This window comes from Ruegeria sp. ABV4_181, assembly GCF_056158465.1.
This window is the reverse complement of sequence record NZ_JBSWTI010000002.1, coordinates 2,871,437-2,888,231: the sequence shown is the minus strand read 5'-3', so window position 1 is coordinate 2,888,231 and position 16,795 is coordinate 2,871,437. Positions and strand designations below refer to the sequence as shown.

The following is a 16,795-nucleotide window of genomic DNA, read 5'->3' as shown; positions in this document are numbered from 1 at the left end:
TCAAAGTCTACGGTGCGGACAGAGCCGCCATCGGGATTTGCGCTCGAACATCTGATCGAAGGTAAATAAGGTTGCCTCAACTCCAAAAATTTGAGGTGCTCATGTTCGAAACTCTCCTGATTGTTGGAATTGGTCTTGCAGGCGGCTTCGCTGTTGGCGCGCAGGCTCAAATCGCAGGCTCCATGGGCAATCGAATTGGTGGCGCTGCTGGAAGCTTCATAGTCCACCTCGGAGGGGCTGTTGCGTCGCTTGCGCTGTTGATTGCCCGTGGCGGAGAAAACATTAGCGAATGGAGGCACTTACCTTGGTATATGTTGGGAAGTGGCCTTTTCGGTTTGGTTCTTTACCTAACCCTCAGTCAAACAGTTCCAAAACTGGGGGCAACATCGGCGATTGCATTGGTTGTTGTCGGCCAACTTCTAGTGGGGCTGCTTATCGATCACTTCGGCTTATTTGATGCATCCGTCAGAAGCATCGATTTATCACGGATTGCGGCTGCCTTCCTGCTACTAGCGGGTGCTTATCTGATGCTTCGCTAAATTGCAGTCGATCATCAGGGTTCAATTTGGGCTCAGAGCGCGGCGCGCTGGCTACCGCGTCAGTTCCCGCATGCCCTGTTCCAGCCCGGCCAGTGTCATCGGCACCATCCGGTCCTCGAAAATCTCCTGAATCATGCCGATGGAATGGGTGTATTCCCAATATTTCTCGGGCACCGGGTTGATCCACAGGTTTGACGACCACTGATCGCGTGCGCGCTGCAACCAGACCTGACCGGCCTCCTGGTTCCAGTGTTCGTTGGCGCCTCCGGGATAGGCGATCTCATAGGGGCTCATCGAGGCATCGCCGACGAAGATGCATTTGTAATCCGGGCCATAGGTGCGCAGCACTTCGTGGGTCGGGGTCTGCTGATCCCAGCGGCGGCGGTTGTCGCGCCAGACGCCCTCATACAGGCAATTGTGGAAGTAATAATATTCCAGATGTTTGAACTCGGACCGCGCGGCCGAGAACAACTCCTCGACCACCTTGATATGCGGGTCCATCGAGCCGCCGACGTCCAGAAACAGCAGCACCTTGACCGCGTTGTGACGCTCGGGGCGGGTTTGTACGTCCAGATAGCCGTGTTCGGCCGTGGCGCGGATGGTGCCGTCCAGATCCAGTTCTTCCGCCGCACCCTCGCGCGCCCAGCGTCGCAGGCGTTTTAGCGCCACTTTGATATTGCGCGTGCCCAGTTCAACTGTGTCGTCCAGGTTCCTGAATTCGCGCTTATCCCAGACCTTGACCGCCCGTTGATGGCGGCTTTCCTTCTGGCCTATGCGCACGCCCTCGGGGTTATAGCCATAAGCCCCGAAAGGCGAGGTCCCGGCGGTGCCGATCCATTTGTTGCCGCCCTGATGACGAGCTTGCTGCTCTTTCAGCCGTTCGCGCAGCGTTTCCATCAGCTTGTCAAAGCCGCCAAGAGCTTCGATCTCGGCCTTTTCTTCTGCCGTCAGGTGCTTTTTCGCCATCTTTGCCAGCCAGTCGGCGGGGATATCGACAGCTTCCAGAACCTGATCAAAGCTGATTTCGTCCAACCCTTCGAAACTGGCGGCAAAGGCCCGGTCGAACTTGTCGATATTGCGCTCATCCTTCACCATCGACACGCGGGCGAGGTAATAGAACGCCTCGACATCATAAGTGGCCAGACCCTGTTTCATCCCCTCCAGGAAAGTCAGGAACTCACGTAGGGATACGGGAATGCCAGCTTTGCGAAGGTTGTCGAAAAAGGGCAGGAACATGGTTCAAGCCACCAGACGGACAAGGATCAGAGACAGCACCAGCCCGACCAGCGCAAATGCGATACCGTACCCTGCCGCGTATTGGGCCATGTCAGCCCCGCTGCCGTTGCGCTTGCGTGCGGTAAGCGCGCCGAGGATCGCCCCCAATAATGCCATTCCCAGAACTACGACCATGCGTTACCCGCCTCTGTTGTTGTTGGACGGGCCTTCCGCGACATCCTGCATAAGCGACCGGGCCACCGTTTCCGAGCCAAACCCGTATCGCGCCCATCCCAGACTGTCCAGCCTGACGGAACGTGCCTGTTCGGTGCGCCCCGCCTGATTGAGAGCTTCGGATTTCAACAGCAGGAGCGTCGCCAGTTGCGAGGCGTTTTCGGCCCGCGTCATCACGCCGATGGCGCTGTCCAGCTCGGGCAGAATCTGAGGGCCGGCGCCCTGGGCCAGAGCGTAGGATGCCGTTTGGGTCGTAATATAGGCCTGATGTACTTCGGTGTTGGGGGCGGCGCGCAGATATTGCATGGCGATCTGGTAGTGCCACAGCGCCTCCTGCGGTTTGTCAAACTGGTTCATCCGCCCCAGAACATAGTGCGGATAAGCGCGGCGGTGGTCGGTCCAGCCCTGCTGCGCGCCGATCCGCACGGCCTTTTGCGCATCCCGCAGACGCCGCTGCTTTCCGCGACCGGGACGCAGGGACTTCTGGATGGCCCGGATCCAGTCGCGGGACGTCTCGGAAGCCGGCTGCGCGGGCAGGGCTTCACCGCGCGGGTTCAGGCGGCTGAGAACGCCGGGGATGGCGGCCTCGACCTCTTCGCGGCTCATGCCGCTGCGCAGTTCGGGCGCGTAGGCGGCGCGCAGAATCAGCATGTCGAACCCGGTCAGGACGGTGTGGATGTTGTCGTCGTTGAACACCGAATCCGGCAGGTGATACAGATCGTTGAGCGGCCCCAGCGCCTGCGCGATTTCTTCGTGCAGACAGTCGCGTTTTTCCTGAGGGCTGACATCATAGGGGATGAAAATGCCCAGACGTTCGCGTTTGCGCAGGCGGGTCCAGCTGCTTTTCTGTTTGCGCCGGTCGCGGCGGTATTCTTCGAAGCTGGAAGAGTTGGGCACGACGAAACAGGCCGCTTGCGGCAGTATCTCGTGTATCTGCTCCTGACTGACGGCTTCGATGGTGATGTTGGCCTGACCGTCGGAAATCTGGCTGATGTCGATTCCGGCCTCGCGCCGCAGGCGGGACAGCAAACGGGTCAAGTCCCGTTGCATAGACGGTGTGGGGGTGCCGGTCAGGCGCACGGTGACGGGTGTTTCGAACCTTGTGAACACCGGCAGCTTTGCCCCGCCTTCCAGCGCGAAATGCAGCGCGACAAAGTCGCGGGCAAGGTTTTCGTTGGAGCGTGACGCAGGCGTCGGAAAGGAACGGGTGAAAGCCTTGGGCGGGGGCAGTGTTTCTTCGATCGCCTGTACTCTGGTCGGAACTTCGGTCGGCTCGACCGAGGCGCATCCGGCCAGCGCCACACTCACAAGGATCACGGCCCAGCGCATCATTGGCGCTGATACCGGATGAAGGGTGTTTGTTTGCCGATGCGGTCATAGAGCTTGCGCGCGGTGTGGTTGAAGTCCTGTGTCAGCCAGTAGACCGACGGCGCGCCCTGACGGTCCGCCTCGTCATAGACAGCCTGGATCAGGGCCCGCCCGACACCGGTTCCGCGTGCCTCGGGGTGGGCGAACAGATCCTGCAGGTAGCACACCGACTCGACCTTCCAGGCGTGGCGGTGAAACAGGTAATGGGTCAGGCCGACAAGGTGCCCGCCGGTTTCGGCGACAAAACAGGAAAAGTCATGCGGGTCATCCCCAAGCAGGCGCGCGAAGGTGCTGTCATAAACCTCGTCCGGAACCGTTGTTTCGTAGAAGGCCAGATAGGCGCGCCACATGTCGGACCATTCGGCCCGGTCGTCGCGTCGCAACGCGCGGATCGTCAGAGTGTCAGCCAATCACAGAGCCCCATCGTTCCAGGTCCGAAAACACCCGGACGGCACCGGGCTGCCCTACAATGCTGACATCCGGCCCCCTTTTAGGCAAGCAGTGATCACGCGGTGTTCAGCGTTTGCTGCGCGCCATGAAGGCAAGACGTTCGAACAGATGCACATCCTGCTCGTTCTTCAGCAGCGCCCCGTGCAGCTTGGGCAAGGCATTGGCGCCGTCCCGCTTGAGGTCTTCGGCAGTCAGATCTTCGGCCAGCAACAGCTTGAGCCAGTCCAGCACTTCCGAGGTCGACGGCTTTTTCTTCAGCCCCTGTGTCGCGCGGATTTCGTAGAACTGGGTCAGGGCGGTGGTCAGCAGCGCGTCCTTGATGCCGGGATGATGCACCTCGACGATACGGCGCATCGTGGCCTCGTCGGGGAAGCGGATATAATGGAAGAAACAGCGGCGCAGAAACGCATCCGGCAGTTCCTTTTCGTTGTTCGAGGTGATGATCACGATGGGGCGGTGGCGGGCGCGGATCGTTTCGCCGGTCTCGTAGACGTGGAACTCCATCTTATCGAGTTCCTGCAACAGGTCGTTTGGAAACTCGATATCGGCCTTGTCGATCTCGTCGATCAGCAGGACGACCTTTTCATCCGCTTCAAACGCCTGCCACAGCTTGCCCTTGCGGATGTAGTTGGACACGTCATGAACGCGCGCGTCACCCAACTGGCTGTCGCGCAACCGGCTGACCGCGTCATATTCGTACAGGCCCTGCTGCGCTCGGGTGGTGGACTTGACGTTCCACTCGATCATCTTCAGCCCCAGCGCGCCGGCGACCTGTTTGGCCAGCTCGGTCTTGCCGGTGCCCGGTTCGCCCTTGACCAGAAGCGGGCGTTCCAGCGTCACGGCGGCATTGACAGCGATGGTCAGGTCGTCTGTGGCAACATATTCTGCTGTCCCTTGGAATCGTGCGGTCATCGGCCCCTCATGAAGTGTCGCGCGGCATGTGCCCATGGGGTTATCGCGGGGCGCAAAAATTGACAAGCCGGGCCGCTGCGTCGCCGAACGCGAATTTACCGATTAACTACAATGCCTTTGGTTGATTCGATTAACACGGCCGATCACAATATTTTTGCCGTGCCCCAAAAATGCCTGCTAAAACGCACAGAAAAACAAGGTTTTGTTGTTTGAAATGACTTATCTGGACGCCCCGATATGGCCCGCAACCTGGGCGTCGTTTGCATAGTGACATTCTCCGCGCTGTCGGATAAACGCTCCGCAGAAGGGGATTGCCGCATGTCAGGTGAAGATAGAGTGACCGGCGTTGCAGGCCACACCGAGGGAGCAAAAATGAAGCAGGAAGTATTTCTGCCCGAGGATTATCGTCCGGCCGAAGACGAACCATTTATGAATGACAGGCAGCTAGAGTATTTTCGTCGTAAGCTGCTGGACTGGAAGAACGAACTTTTGGCAGGCAGCCGCGACACGATCGAAGGGCTGCAAGACAACACCCGTAACATTCCGGACGTCGCTGACCGCGCAAGCGAGGAAACCGATCGCGCGCTGGAACTGCGCACCCGCGATCGCCAGCGCAAGCTGGTGGCCAAGATCGACTCGGCCCTGCGCCGGATTGACGAGGGCGAGTACGGCTATTGCGAAATGACGGGCGATCCGATTTCGCTGAAACGTCTGGACGCACGTCCGATCGCGACCATGACCCTTGAAGCGCAGGAGCGTCACGAGCGCCGCGAGAAGGTACACCGCGACGATTGATCGCTGGAAAATCTGGAAAATTCCGACGCCGGGGCCTGTTGCTCCGGCGTTTTTGCGTTAAGCCATGGCCATGAAATTGGACGGTCTGAAATTCTGTGTCATCGGCGGCGGTATCGGCGGGCTGTCCGCCGCTTTGGCCTTGCAGCAGCGCGGGGCTAGAGTGACAGTTCTTGAACAGGCGCCGGCGCTGACCGAAGTGGGTGCCGGTTTGCAGATCAGTGCCAATGGCATGGCGGTCCTGCGCGCCCTGAAAGTCGTGGGGCGTGAACCCGAGGCTGGGCAGTTGTCCTGCGGGACGATACTTCGCGATTACCGCAATGGCCGCGTTATCAGCGAAATTCCTGCCCCGTCTGCCGGTCCGACTTATTACTACCACCGTGCCGATCTGCTGAATCTGCTGCACCGCGCGGCCGTCGCTGCCGGTGTCGACATCCGGCTGGACGCAAAGGTATCCGAAGTCCGGAAGCATCCGGGTGAAGCCGAGGTGATTCTGGAGAACGGTGACCGCCTGTGCTGCGCATGCGCCATAGCGGCGGATGGCGGCCGAAGTGCGATCCGCCCGGTTCTGAATGGCATCGAGGCACCCCGATTCACGCATCAGATCGCCTGGCGGGCAACCATTCCTTGGTTTCAGCGCCAAGAACGGCCGCGCGCCGCGCTAACGATGGGACCGGGTCGCCATGTGGTGACCTATCCGCTACGCGACCAGAAGCTGATGAACGTGGTCGCGATCGAAGAACGCTCGGACTGGCAGGAGGAAGGCTGGCGTCTGCAAGGCGACCCGCAGGACCTGCGTGCAAGATTTGCAGATTTCGGTGGACCTGTCCGTGATATCCTGACCGAGGTGCAGGAAGCCCATCTGTGGGCGCTGTTCCTGCGGCCGGTTGCGCAATCCTGGCAGAACGGCAGGCTGGCGCTGTTGGGCGACGCGGCGCATCCCACGCTGCCGTTTATGGCGCAGGGTGCCTGTCTGGCGCTCGAAGATGCGTGGATTCTGCTCAAGTCCTTCGAGGAGCAATCCGGCGTGAAACAAGCCCTCGCTGCCTATGAGACCCGCCGCCGCCCCCGGGCACAACGCGTGGTCTCCGCCGCAGGCGCGAACGCACGAAATTTCCATCTGCGGGGTCCCATGCGGCTGGCGGCTCAGGCCGCGCTGATGGTTGCCGGTTCACGGCTGGCGCAGAAATACGAGTGGATTTACAGCTACGACGCGACTGCCTGAGGGGTCACAGGTCCAGGTCAACCCAGACCGGAACGTGGTCAGAGGGTTTTTCCTGTCCGCGCGCCTCAGAATTGATCCTGCAGTCGCGCATCAGATCCGCGGCTTGAGGGGTCAGCAGAAAGTGGTCGATCCGAATGCCATCATTCCGGTTCCACGCCCCGGCCTGATAGTCCCAGAAAGAATAATGTCCGGGGCCTTTCGTGCGGGCGCGGAAGGCTTCGGTATACCCAAGGTTCAGGATATTTCGATAGGCGGCTCGGCTTTCCGGCCGGAACAGAGCGTCCTCGCGCCAGGCATCGGGGCGCGCGGCATCTTCGGCCTGTGGAATAATGTTGTAATCGCCAGCCATTAACGCAGGTTCTTCAGTCGCCATCAGATCGCGGGCGCGGTCATACAACCGCTCCATCCAGGACAGCTTGTAGTCGTATTTCGGGCCGGGAACCGGGTTGCCGTTCGGCAGGTACAAACCGCAAATACGAAGCGCCTGCTTGCCTACTACAGTGGCCTCGATCCAGCGCGCCTGTTCGTCCGTGTCATCACCGGGCAGGCCGCGAGAGACATCCTCAAGCGGCAATTTTGATAGGATCGCGACGCCGTTAAAGCTCTTTTGCCCGTGCGTTTCGACGTTATAGCCGCGCTCTTCGAGCAGTTCGCGGGGGAAGTTCTCGTCTATCGACTTGATCTCTTGCAGCAAAATCACATCGGGTTGCGCATCGTCCAGCCAGCGCGGCAAAGCCTCGGCCCGCGCCTTGATGCCGTTGATGTTGAACGTGGCGATTTTCATGCGCGATCCTCCGAAGCCCCTGGCAACCTATCGCGCATTCGGAACCCAGCGGCAAGTGGTGGCGGGTTTGCGAGGCTCTGCCTCGCGCTCCGAGGTATTTTTGGCCAGATGAAGAAACGAATCCTTAATCATTCTCGTCGAGAAGAGTTGGGCGGTACAGGCGGAGGCGCCGATGATCGCGCCAGGTGAAGCTCTCCGGCGGATGGTCGGAGAGCGGATCCCTGCTTCATCTGGCTGAAAATACCTTGGGGGTGTGGGGGCAAAGCCCCCGCCGGCGATTACATCGAGAATGACGTGCCACATCCACAAGAGGAGGTGGCGTTTGGGTTTTCGATCACAAAACGCGCACCGATCAATTCTTGCGAAAAGTCGATAACCGCATTTTCGAGAAATGGCAGCGAGATCGAGTCGACAATCACCTTCTGCCCTTTGCCCTCAAGCACGAGGTCGTCCTCTTTTGGTTCGTCCAGCGCGATTTCGTATTGAAAACCGGAACATCCGCCGCCTTCCACTGCGACGCGCAGGGCCTGACCCTGATCCGCGGCACCAATTTCGGCCAGGCGATCAAAGGCGCGTTCCGTGACTGTTGGGGGCAGATTCATGCCGGTCTCCAAAGGTTTATTTCCTTTACGCCTTACAATATAGAAAGTGCAAGGACAGGCGACAAGGACAAGACCTTTGGACAGAGCGGGTTTTGCCTCGGATCCAGGCCGCGCGCGGGGGCGGCTGGTGCCGGAGGAGGAAAGCAGTTTCCGGTCATGCTTTCAGCGCGACCGGGACCGGATCATTCACGCCAGCGCGTTTCGACGGCTCAAGCACAAGACGCAGGTATTTGTGGAGCATGAGGGCGACAGCTATCGCACGCGCCTGACCCACTCCATCGAAGTGGCGCAAGTGGCACGGACAATCGCCGGGGCGTTGGGGTTGAACCCGGAACTGACAGAGGCCGTCGCGCTGGCCCATGACCTGGGTCACACCCCGTTCGGGCACACGGGCGAGGACGCGCTTCACGCGCTCATGGAACCTTATGGTGGGTTTGACCATAATGCGCAGGCCATTCGGATCGTGACCAAGCTGGAGCGGCATTACGCCGAGTTCGACGGCTGCAACCTGACCTGGGAAAGCCTGGAAGGGATTGCCAAGCACAACGGGCCGGTCGCAGGTGAACTGCCCTGGGCGCTGGCCGAGTGCAACGAGGGTTTTGATCTGGAGCTTCACACCCATGCCAGCGCCGAGGCGCAGGTGGCGGCGCTGTCCGATGACATCGCTTATAACAACCACGATCTTTTGGATGGCCTGCGCGCCAACCTGTTTGCGGATGACGAAATCCGCGAATTGCCGATCGTGGGTGCGTGTTATGCCGAGGTGGATCGCAAATATCCCGGGCTGGACCCGTATCGTAGGAGGCATGAGGCTTTGCGGCGGGTCTTCGGTGTCATGGTTTCGGATGTGATTGAAACGTCACGCACATTGATCGCCGGTTCAGGCGCGCAATCGGTCGAAGATATCCGACATCTGGGTTACCCGGTGATCCGGTTTTCGAGCGGTCTTTGGGCGCAGCTCAAAGAAATTCGGGCGTTTTTGTTCGCTCAGATGTACCGCGCGCCCAGCGTGATGCAGGTGCGGGAAGAGGTCAGCAGGGTGGTGGAGGAGCTGTTTCCGATCTACCTGAACGACCCCCGGCAAATGCCTGCGCGCTGGCATGCTGATATCGAGGCCGCCGGTGACGAAACGGCGCTGGCGCGGATCGTGTCGGATTATATTGCCGGAATGACCGACCGGTTCGCCTTGCAGGACCACAAGAGGCTTACGGGCGGCTAATCACTCGACCCCGATATAGGCCAGGGCCCAGACCTGCTGCCCGGCCTGTTCCTGCGCAAGATCCGGATCGTCGGTTGGCGGGAAAACGATCATTGTGGGGCCATAGCCGCCAATTCCCATTGGTGAACCGTCCGCGTGGGTGGCCACGATGGGCTGGTGCGCTGCGATGCTGTCCCATGGAATTTCAGACTGGTACCCATCCATTGCCATCGGCTGCGCCACTTTGCCTTCGGCGCCGGCCATGATCATGACATCCGACAGGCGCGGTCCGGAAAACGAAATCTCGCGCTGATGACCTTCGGGGCCATAGGGGATGGTGATCTCGACCTGCTCCAACCCGTCCAGCATCGGCGCATCAAAGCCTGCGGCCCCGTCGTGCCGGACTTCGAGGAAGCCCAGCAAACCACCGTCATTCTCGCCACGCGCCGGTAGGTTGGTTTCGGTCACCGCCCCGCCAAGGGTCAGAAGGACATGGCCCTGTGGGGCCGGCATGTCGGCCCAGACCGGCAGCGCGGTGGTCAGAGCAATGGCAAAGGGCAGGGCTAGGCGCATGAGGTGAACTCCTGTCAGTGGATTTTTCACCGACCTTAGTCCGGTTTACGGCTAAACCAAGCTGAAATTTTAGGCGTGCATTGACGTTGCCGTGTTGCGTGGTAAACCGCCGGGCAAGCAAAAGGACATCCAAATGAACCTGTTTTCTGAGATCCGCGGCCTCGTACTGGACGCGCTGGCGCAGATGCAGTCCGAAGGCGCGCTGCCCGAGGGGCTGAGCTTTGACAACGTGGCGGTCGAACCGCCGCGAGACGCCGCGCATGGCGACATGGCGACCAACGCGGCGATGGTGCTGGCGAAGCCGGCGAAGATGAAGCCGCGCGACATTGCCGATATACTGGCCGGGAAACTGGCCGCCGATGACAGGATCACCAGCGCCGAGGTGGCGGGGCCGGGCTTTTTGAACCTGCGCCTGTCTTCGTCGGTGTGGCAGGGCGTGCTGGCGGCGGTGCTGGTGAAGGGCACAGATTACGGTCGTTCGACCATGGGGCAGGGGCAGAAAGTCAACGTTGAATACGTGTCTGCCAACCCGACCGGCCCTCTGCATGTGGGGCATACGCGGGGGGCTGTGTTCGGCGATGCTCTGGCAAGCTTGCTGGCCTATTCGGGCCATGACGTGACCCGTGAGTATTACATCAACGATGGTGGCGCGCAGGTGGATGTTCTGGCGCGTTCCGCCTACGAGCGGTATCGCGAGGCCAACGGGCTGAGCCCCGAGATTGCCGAGGGTCTCTATCCCGGCGACTACCTGATCCCGATCGGCGAGGCGCTGAAAGAGAAATACGGCGACAGCCTGATCGACAAGCCGGAAAGCGAATGGCTGGAAGAGCTGCGCGAGTTTTCGACCGACGCGATGATGGACCTGATCCGTGCTGACCTGAAGGCGTTGGGCGTTGAGATGGACGTGTTCTTCTCGGAAAAGTCGCTCTATGGCACGGGGCGGATCGAGACCGCTCTGCAGTCGCTGACCGACAAGGGCCTGATTTATGAGGGCGTGCTGGAGCCGCCCAAGGGCAAAAAGCCCGAAGATTGGGAACCGCGCGAGCAGACCCTGTTCAAGTCGACGGAGCATGGCGATGATGTCGATCGTCCGGTCAAAAAATCGGACGGGAGCTGGACCTATTTCGCCCCGGATATCGCCTATCACTACGATAAGGTGACCCGTGGGTTTGACGCGCTGATCGACGTGTTCGGCGCGGACCATGGCGGCTATGTCAAACGGATGAAGGCGGCTGTTTCGGCTCTGTCCGATGGCAAAGTGCCGCTGGATATCAAGCTGACCCAGCTGGTGAAGCTGTGGAAAAATGGCGAGCCGTTCAAGATGTCGAAACGGGCAGGGAACTTTGTCACCCTGCGCGATGTGGTCGATCAGGTGGGCCCGGATGTGACCCGCTTCGTGATGCTGACGCGCAAGAACGACGCGCCGCTGGACTTTGATTTCGACAAGGTGCTGGAGCAGAGCCGCGAGAACCCCGTGTTCTACGTGCAATACGCCCATGCCCGTGTCATGAGCGTGCTGCGCCGCGCGGCTGAGGCCGGGATTACAGCGGATGACGCAACCCTTGCCGGCGCTGACCTCAGCAGGAACGATCATGCGTCCGAACTGACCGTGGCTAAGAAGCTGGCCGAATGGCCGCGTCTGGTCGAGATCGCCGCGCGCACCAATGAGCCGCATCGCGTTGCCTTTTACCTGTATGAGCTTGCCGGCGACTTCCACGCGCTTTGGAACAAGGGCAATGACGAAACCCAACTGCGCTTTATTCAGGATGGCGATGTTGCCACAAGCCAGTCGAAAATCGCACTGGCGCGGGCTGTTTCTGTTGTGATTTCAGCGGGCTTGGGTATTCTTGGCGTCACTCCGGCGCAGGAGATGCGGTAACAAACACCGCCCGAAGCACCGGTTTGAGGTAGGCAAGAAATGACCCGCGCGCCTTGTTTTCCGGCGTGAATCGGGCGGTGAGGCGGAAATGGCAAGTTACGATTACTCGGGGCAGATGCGCCCCGAGCAGATGCATTACACGAATCAGCCGCATCCACAGGATGGGTACGCGCATTCAGATGAAATGCAGGGGTATGAGGAAGCGCCGTGGACCTCGGGTCTGGGGCGTATCGTCAACGCAATGGGGGCTTTCGCGTCACTGGCGCTGGTCGCCGGGATCGGGCTCTGGGGTTACAAGCTGGTAATGCGGGACGTGAGCGGTGTGCCCGTGGTGCGCGCCATCGAAGGCCCGATGCGCATACAGCCGGAAAACCCCGGCGGAACACCTGCCGATCATCAGGGCTTGGCCGTCAACGCCGTTGCAGCGGTTGGGACCGCTGCGCCGCCGGCGGATCGCCTGATCCTTGCACCGCGGCCGGTTTCCCTGACGGATGAAGACACGCCGGTTGAAGCCCTGAAGCCGACCCAAGCCGTTCATGTGGTCGAAGAAGAGATATCCGATCAGGAAGCCGCCGAACTCCGGCAGGGCGCGGTTGACGCGCTGGTCGCTGAACTGGCTGGCGAGGCCGCCGGTATTGAGGAACCGGCCGCGCCGGGTGTGCAACTGGCCGCACTCTCGACACCCGAGGAAGAGCCCGCGATTGACCCCGCAGATCTGACCGCGCAACTGCCGGATCCGGAGCTTGCCGCGCTGCCGGGGGTGCGCCGGTCCTTGCGCCCGATCACACGCGCGGCGCGGGCGACGCCCAGCGGGGTTGCATCGAACAGCAACACCGAAGCCGCAATCAACGCCGCGGTCAAAGCTGCCGTAGGTCTGGATATCGACCCCAACGCATTGCCCAAAGGTACGCGCATGGCGCAGCTTGGTGCCTATGAAAGCTCGGATGTGGCGCGTGCGGAATGGGATCGTCTGAACGGACGGTTCGGCGAATATATGGATGGAAAACAGCGTGTTATACAGAAAACTTCAAGCGGCGGGCGCACCTTTTACCGCCTGCGCGTTCTTGGGTTCGCAGACCTGAGTGACTCGCGTCAGTTCTGCGCGGCGCTGGTGGCGCAGGGGGCTGACTGTATCCCGGTTGCCGTGCGGTGACATTCGGTGCCGCGATCACCGATGCCGAAGGGCTGCGCCTGACGGACGGGGAAAAGAATTTGTTCCGCGAAATGAACCCGTTTGGGTTCATTCTGTTTGCCCGCAATATCGAAAGCTCGGATCAGGTCCGCGCCCTGTGCGACGACTTTCGCGAGGCGGTGGGTCGCAACTGCCCGATCACCATCGATCAGGAGGGCGGCCGGGTTCAGCGCCTGCGCGCCCCGCTGGCGCGCGAGTGGATACCGCCGCTGGATCATGCAGCGCGCGCGGGGGATCAGGCCGAGCGCGCCATGTATCTGCGCTATCGCCTGATCGCAAATGAACTGTTCGAGCTGGGCATCGACAGCAACTGTGCGCCGATGGTGGATCTTGCGCGGCAGGAGACGCACCCGTTTCTCAGGAACCGCTGCTATGGCGCTGATCCACAACAGGTTTCCGGGATCGGACGCTCGGTTGCGAGGGGGCATCTGGACGGCGGTGTGCTGCCCGTCATCAAGCACATGCCGGGGCACGGGCTGTCCACACTGGACAGCCATCACGACCTGCCCCATGTCGACCTGACGCCGGACGCGCTGGAACAGGCTGATTTCGCGCCGTTCCGCGCCCTGAACGATCTCCCGATGGGGATGACCGCGCATCTGGTTTACGACCGGATCGATCCGCAACCTGCCACGATCTCGGCCACGATGATCGGTATGATCCGCGAGAATATCGGCTTCGACGGCCTGATCATGACCGATGATATCTCGATGAAGGCGCTGAGCGGCGCGCCTGACGAGATTGCCCGCCAGGCGTTGACCGCAGGATGCGACGTGGTTTTGCATTGCAACGGATCGTTTGAGGCGCGCGCAAGGGTACTGGAGGCCGCCGGCGAAATGTCGGATCAGGCGCAGTCCCGCGCAGAACGGGCACTGGCCATGCGCAATGCCCCGCAGGAACTTGACATCCCTGCGGCCGAGGCGGAACTATCTGCCCTAATGGGCGGGCAGGTGTATGAACGATAACCTTTTCAGCGAAGACCCGGTCTCGGTCGCGGATCGTCTTGCGGCCGAAGCCTTGATCGTGGACGTCGACGGGTTTGAAGGCCCGCTCGATGTGCTGTTGATGCTGTCGCGCACGCAAAAGGTCGACCTGCGGAAAATTTCGGTTCTGGCACTGGCACAGCAATATCTGGCCTTTGTCGAAAAGGCCCGGGCGCTGCGGATCGAACTGGCAGCCGACTATCTGGTCATGGCCGCCTGGCTGGCGTTCCTGAAATCCCGTCTGCTGCTGCCACCAGACCCGGATGACGAAGGCCCGTCGGGCGAGGAACTGGCCGCGCATCTGGCCTTCCAGCTGGAACGCCTTCAGGCCATGCGTGATGCCGCTGCGCGTCTGATGGCACGCGACCAGTTGGGGCGCGATTTCTTCAAGCGCGGGCAGGGTGAGGATATCACTCGCATCCGTACCGTGACCTATTCGGCGACCCTGCTGGATCTGATGCAGGGCTATGCCCGCATCCGAACCCGCGACGAATTCCGACCCTTTGTAATGGACCGCGACGCCGTGTTTACCATGGAGCAGGCGCTGGAAAGGATGCGTCCGCTGATCGGGTTCGCAGGCACCTGGACCGATATGGAAACATATTTGCCCGACGGTTGGGATGCCGACCCGGTGCGCCGCAGGTCGGCCACGGCGGCGACCTTCGCGGCCTCGCTGGAACTGGTGAAAGAAGGACATATGGAGATCAAGCAGAGCGAGACCTTTGCCCCGATCCATCTGCGCAAGAGGACCGACACACGTGACTGACGCCCCCCAAGACGAAGGCACCGGCACCCTGTTCGAGGCGCCGCCGATGGCGGAACAGGAACGCATGGTCGAGGCTGTTTTGTTCGCCAGTGCCGAACCGGTGACGATCACCGACCTGGAGGCGCGGATGCCCCATGGCAGCGACGCGGCGCAAGCGGTTGAAATGCTTCAGAAACGCTATGAAGGGCGCGGTGTGCGCGTGGTCCGTGTGGGCGAAGCCTGGGCCATTCGCACCGCGCCGGATCTGGGGTTCCTGATGCAAAAGGAAACGGTCGAGACCCGAAAACTCAGCCGCGCCGCGATCGAGACACTGGCCATCGTCGCCTATCATCAGCCCTGCACCCGGGCCGAGATCGAGGAAATCCGCGGTGTCTCGGTATCGCGCGGAACCATCGACCAGTTGCTGGAGATGGAATGGATCCGTCTGGGCCGCCGCCGCATGACGCCCGGCCGTCCGGTGACTTTTGTGGTAACGCCGCAATTTCTGGATCACTTCGGATTGGAAAACGCCCGCGACCTGCCGGGTCTCAAGGAATTGCGCGCGGCCGGATTGCTGGAAAACCGACCACCGCCGGGCACGATCCCGTTGGGCGAGGGGCAGGAAGACGAAAACGACGAAGACCAGACAGAACTGTTCGAGGAAGAGTGATCACGCGGCCCTTTTGTAGCCGCATATTTCACGTATGTTGAGGTCAGGAAACGGAGTTGTGCAATGAATGCCAATCGGATCATCGACATGATTGTGCGTCAGGTCATGCGGCGTCTTGTGACAAAGGGTGTCGACAAGGGCTTTGACATGGCAAGCCGCATGGGGCGCAAATCGGACACGAATGCGCCTGCGTCCAGCCCTTCTAACGCGGAGCAACGCAATACGGGCCACCACGCCCCAAGCATGAAGCAGGCGCAGCGGATGACCCGCCAGATGCGCCGGTTCATGAAATTCTGATCAGCCGACCGCTTTGAAATGCTTGGACAGTTTCAGCCCCTGTCCCTGATAGTTCGACGCGATGCCCGCGCCATATAGCTGCGTGGGCATTTCGGCCATCTTCTCATAGACCAGCCGTCCGACGACCTGACCGTGCTCCAGCACAAAGGGTGCCTCGTGGCAGCGAACCTCCAGCACGCCGCGCGAGCCGGTGCCGCCGGCCTCTGCATGGCCGAAACCGGGATCGAAAAAGCCGGCGTAGTGAACCCGGAATTCGCCGACCATTGCCAGATAGGGGGCCATTTCGGCCGCGTACATGGGCGGGATATGTACCGCTTCACGGCTGACCAGAATATAGAACGCGCCGGGGTCCAGAATGATGCGGCCGTCGGTGGTGCGCACCTCTTCCCAGTATTCCTGTGGGTCGTATTCGCCGATCCGGTCCAGATCAATCACGCCGGTATGTGGTTTTGCGCGATAGCCGACAAGGTCGGTATCGGGCAGTTGCAGATCAACCGAAAACCCAAGCCCGTCCTGAATGACGGCGGGGCCATCGACCAGCGGCGACTGGGAATGCAGCGCGGTGAGTTCGCCATCGCTGAGAACAGCCTGACCCTGCCGGAACCTGATCTGGTTCAGCCGCATCCCCGGACGGACCAGCACCGAGAAGGAACGCGGACAGATTTCGGCATAAAGCGGGCCGGTATAGCCTGCGGGCACCCTGTCGAACTCGGTTCCGCCATCGGTGATCGTGCGGGTCAGCAGATCGAGCCGTCCGGTTGAGCTTTTGGCATTGGCCACGGCAGTCACGCTGTTCGGCAGGGCGAGCAATTCCATCAGCGGCACCAGATAGACGCAACCCTTCTCCAGAACCGCGCCATCGGTGATGTCGATGCGGTGCATCTCAAACTCGGCCAGACGATCCGCGACCGACCGGCTTTCGCCTGCCAGAAACGATGCGCGAACCCGGTAAGCCACTGTACCCAGACGTAAATCAAGGCTGGCGGGCTGGACCTGTGCGGGGATGACTTCGGGGCTGGCGGTGATCTCACCGCGTGCAATCATGCCTTCGATCTGCTGGTTCGGGCATACGCCGGTCATTCCGATCCCCCCTGATGCCAGAGCGGGATCTGGCCTGTGTGCCATAAACGTCGGTGT

At 60.9% G+C, this 16,795-nt stretch carries 19 protein-coding genes; 10 read left to right on the top strand and 9 right to left on the bottom strand.

Annotated elements, in window-relative coordinates; translation table 11 throughout:
* Positions 1–101: 101 nt before the first annotated feature.
* Positions 102–539 (top strand): DMT family transporter, encoded by a 438-nt coding sequence (locus tag ACXAC3_RS14340; protein WP_475161397.1) that lies wholly within the window; start codon positions 102–104, stop codon positions 537–539.
* Between the two features lie 51 nt (positions 540–590).
* Here ACXAC3_RS14340 and ACXAC3_RS14335 read toward each other — a convergent pair whose 3' ends face one another.
* The 5 genes from ACXAC3_RS14335 to ACXAC3_RS14315 all read right to left on the bottom strand — a co-directional run bounded on the left by ACXAC3_RS14335 (position 591) and on the right by ACXAC3_RS14315 (position 4,718).
* Positions 591–1,775 (bottom strand): vWA domain-containing protein, encoded by a 1,185-nt coding sequence (locus tag ACXAC3_RS14335; protein WP_475161394.1) that lies wholly within the window; start codon positions 1,773–1,775, stop codon positions 591–593.
* A gap of 3 nt (positions 1,776–1,778) precedes the next feature.
* Complete coding sequence (locus ACXAC3_RS14330) at positions 1,779–1,949, bottom strand: hypothetical protein (protein ID WP_475161392.1); 171 nt, start codon at positions 1,947–1,949, stop codon at positions 1,779–1,781.
* Positions 1,950–1,952: 3 nt separating this feature from the next.
* Entirely contained in the window at positions 1,953–3,320 is a 1,368-nt protein-coding gene (locus tag ACXAC3_RS14325; RefSeq protein ID WP_475161389.1) for a DUF2927 domain-containing protein, read from the bottom strand.
* Positions 3,317–3,766 carry an N-acetyltransferase family protein gene (locus ACXAC3_RS14320; RefSeq protein WP_475161388.1) on the bottom strand — a complete coding sequence of 150 codons (450 nt, stop codon included), beginning with the start codon at positions 3,764–3,766 and terminating at the stop codon, positions 3,317–3,319. The genes ACXAC3_RS14325 and ACXAC3_RS14320 overlap by 4 nt, the downstream gene beginning before the upstream one ends.
* Before the next feature lie 106 nt (positions 3,767–3,872).
* On the bottom strand, positions 3,873–4,718 hold the full coding sequence (locus ACXAC3_RS14315) for an AAA family ATPase (RefSeq protein ID WP_475161385.1): 846 nt from the start codon (positions 4,716–4,718) through the stop codon (positions 3,873–3,875).
* Positions 4,719–5,090: 372 nt separating this feature from the next.
* Here ACXAC3_RS14315 and dksA point away from each other — a divergent pair, with 372 nt between their 5' ends.
* Together dksA and ACXAC3_RS14305 are read left to right on the top strand one after the other, a co-directional pair.
* Entirely contained in the window at positions 5,091–5,513 is a 423-nt protein-coding gene (gene dksA, locus ACXAC3_RS14310; protein WP_039531267.1) for an RNA polymerase-binding protein DksA, read from the top strand.
* 70 nt (positions 5,514–5,583) lie between these two features.
* Positions 5,584–6,735 carry an FAD-dependent oxidoreductase gene (locus ACXAC3_RS14305; protein WP_475161383.1) on the top strand — a complete coding sequence of 384 codons (1,152 nt, stop codon included), beginning with the start codon at positions 5,584–5,586 and terminating at the stop codon, positions 6,733–6,735.
* Positions 6,736–6,739: 4 nt separating this feature from the next.
* Here ACXAC3_RS14305 and xth read toward each other — a convergent pair whose 3' ends face one another.
* Both xth and ACXAC3_RS14295 read right to left on the bottom strand, forming a co-directional pair.
* Positions 6,740–7,519: an exodeoxyribonuclease III gene (xth, locus tag ACXAC3_RS14300; RefSeq protein WP_475161379.1), complete on the bottom strand. Its 780-nt coding sequence runs from the start codon at positions 7,517–7,519 to the stop codon at positions 6,740–6,742.
* A 278-nt stretch (positions 7,520–7,797) separates the two neighbouring features.
* Complete coding sequence (locus ACXAC3_RS14295; RefSeq protein ID WP_475161377.1) at positions 7,798–8,121, bottom strand: HesB/IscA family protein; 324 nt, start codon at positions 8,119–8,121, stop codon at positions 7,798–7,800.
* Positions 8,122–8,197: 76 nt separating this feature from the next.
* Between ACXAC3_RS14295 and ACXAC3_RS14290 the strand changes: the two genes are divergently transcribed.
* Complete coding sequence (locus tag ACXAC3_RS14290; protein ID WP_475161373.1) at positions 8,198–9,340, top strand: deoxyguanosinetriphosphate triphosphohydrolase; 1,143 nt, start codon at positions 8,198–8,200, stop codon at positions 9,338–9,340.
* On the opposite strand, the gene ACXAC3_RS14285 is transcribed toward ACXAC3_RS14290, so the two are convergent.
* Positions 9,341–9,892, bottom strand: a complete 552-nt coding sequence (locus ACXAC3_RS14285) for a putative pterin-binding protein (protein ID WP_475161371.1) — start codon at positions 9,890–9,892, stop codon at positions 9,341–9,343.
* Between the two features lie 133 nt (positions 9,893–10,025).
* On the opposite strand from ACXAC3_RS14285, the gene argS reads away from it, so the two are divergent.
* From argS to ACXAC3_RS14255, 6 genes are all read left to right on the top strand, one after another.
* Positions 10,026–11,771 carry an arginine--tRNA ligase gene (argS, locus tag ACXAC3_RS14280; protein WP_475161366.1) on the top strand — a complete coding sequence of 582 codons (1,746 nt, stop codon included), beginning with the start codon at positions 10,026–10,028 and terminating at the stop codon, positions 11,769–11,771.
* A gap of 88 nt (positions 11,772–11,859) precedes the next feature.
* Positions 11,860–12,924: an SPOR domain-containing protein gene (locus ACXAC3_RS14275; RefSeq protein WP_475161363.1), complete on the top strand. Its 1,065-nt coding sequence runs from the start codon at positions 11,860–11,862 to the stop codon at positions 12,922–12,924.
* The gene (gene nagZ, locus ACXAC3_RS14270) at positions 12,921–13,928 is read left to right on the top strand and encodes a beta-N-acetylhexosaminidase (RefSeq protein WP_475161362.1); all 1,008 of its coding nucleotides are present in this window, start codon (positions 12,921–12,923) and stop codon (positions 13,926–13,928) included. The genes ACXAC3_RS14275 and nagZ overlap by 4 nt, the downstream gene beginning before the upstream one ends.
* The gene (locus tag ACXAC3_RS14265) at positions 13,918–14,712 is read left to right on the top strand and encodes a segregation and condensation protein A (RefSeq protein WP_475161361.1); all 795 of its coding nucleotides are present in this window, start codon (positions 13,918–13,920) and stop codon (positions 14,710–14,712) included. The genes nagZ and ACXAC3_RS14265 overlap by 11 nt, the downstream gene beginning before the upstream one ends.
* Positions 14,705–15,361 (top strand): SMC-Scp complex subunit ScpB, encoded by a 657-nt coding sequence (gene scpB, locus ACXAC3_RS14260; RefSeq protein ID WP_475161359.1) that lies wholly within the window; start codon positions 14,705–14,707, stop codon positions 15,359–15,361. The genes ACXAC3_RS14265 and scpB overlap by 8 nt, the downstream gene beginning before the upstream one ends.
* Before the next feature lie 63 nt (positions 15,362–15,424).
* Positions 15,425–15,658 carry a hypothetical protein gene (locus ACXAC3_RS14255; RefSeq protein ID WP_475161357.1) on the top strand — a complete coding sequence of 78 codons (234 nt, stop codon included), beginning with the start codon at positions 15,425–15,427 and terminating at the stop codon, positions 15,656–15,658.
* Here ACXAC3_RS14255 and ACXAC3_RS14250 read toward each other — a convergent pair whose 3' ends face one another.
* A complete protein-coding gene (locus ACXAC3_RS14250) occupies positions 15,659–16,738 on the bottom strand; it encodes a 2'-deoxycytidine 5'-triphosphate deaminase (protein ID WP_475161353.1) in 1,080 nt (359 codons plus the stop codon).
* Positions 16,739–16,795 lie beyond the last annotated feature (57 nt).

Bases quoted from the DNA above. Each gene is read 5' to 3' on its own strand.
- ACXAC3_RS14340 (WP_475161397.1), top strand. From the start codon at position 102: ATGTTCGAAACTCTCCTGATTGTTGGAATTGGTCTTGCAGGCGGCTTC.
- ACXAC3_RS14335 (WP_475161394.1), bottom strand. From the start codon at position 1,775: ATGTTCCTGCCCTTTTTCGACAACCTTCGCAAAGCTGGCATTCCCGTA.
- ACXAC3_RS14330 (WP_475161392.1), bottom strand. From the start codon at position 1,949: ATGGTCGTAGTTCTGGGAATGGCATTATTGGGGGCGATCCTCGGCGCG.
- ACXAC3_RS14325 (WP_475161389.1), bottom strand. From the start codon at position 3,320: ATGATGCGCTGGGCCGTGATCCTTGTGAGTGTGGCGCTGGCCGGATGC.
- ACXAC3_RS14315 (WP_475161385.1), bottom strand. From the start codon at position 4,718: ATGACCGCACGATTCCAAGGGACAGCAGAATATGTTGCCACAGACGAC.
- dksA (WP_039531267.1), top strand. From the start codon at position 5,091: ATGAAGCAGGAAGTATTTCTGCCCGAGGATTATCGTCCGGCCGAAGAC.
- ACXAC3_RS14305 (WP_475161383.1), top strand. From the start codon at position 5,584: ATGAAATTGGACGGTCTGAAATTCTGTGTCATCGGCGGCGGTATCGGC.
- xth (WP_475161379.1), bottom strand. From the start codon at position 7,519: ATGAAAATCGCCACGTTCAACATCAACGGCATCAAGGCGCGGGCCGAG.
- ACXAC3_RS14295 (WP_475161377.1), bottom strand. From the start codon at position 8,121: ATGAATCTGCCCCCAACAGTCACGGAACGCGCCTTTGATCGCCTGGCC.
- ACXAC3_RS14285 (WP_475161371.1), bottom strand. From the start codon at position 9,892: ATGCGCCTAGCCCTGCCCTTTGCCATTGCTCTGACCACCGCGCTGCCG.
- argS (WP_475161366.1), top strand. From the start codon at position 10,026: ATGAACCTGTTTTCTGAGATCCGCGGCCTCGTACTGGACGCGCTGGCG.
- ACXAC3_RS14275 (WP_475161363.1), top strand. From the start codon at position 11,860: ATGGCAAGTTACGATTACTCGGGGCAGATGCGCCCCGAGCAGATGCAT.
- ACXAC3_RS14265 (WP_475161361.1), top strand. From the start codon at position 13,918: ATGAACGATAACCTTTTCAGCGAAGACCCGGTCTCGGTCGCGGATCGT.
- ACXAC3_RS14255 (WP_475161357.1), top strand. From the start codon at position 15,425: ATGAATGCCAATCGGATCATCGACATGATTGTGCGTCAGGTCATGCGG.
- ACXAC3_RS14250 (WP_475161353.1), bottom strand. From the start codon at position 16,738: ATGACCGGCGTATGCCCGAACCAGCAGATCGAAGGCATGATTGCACGC.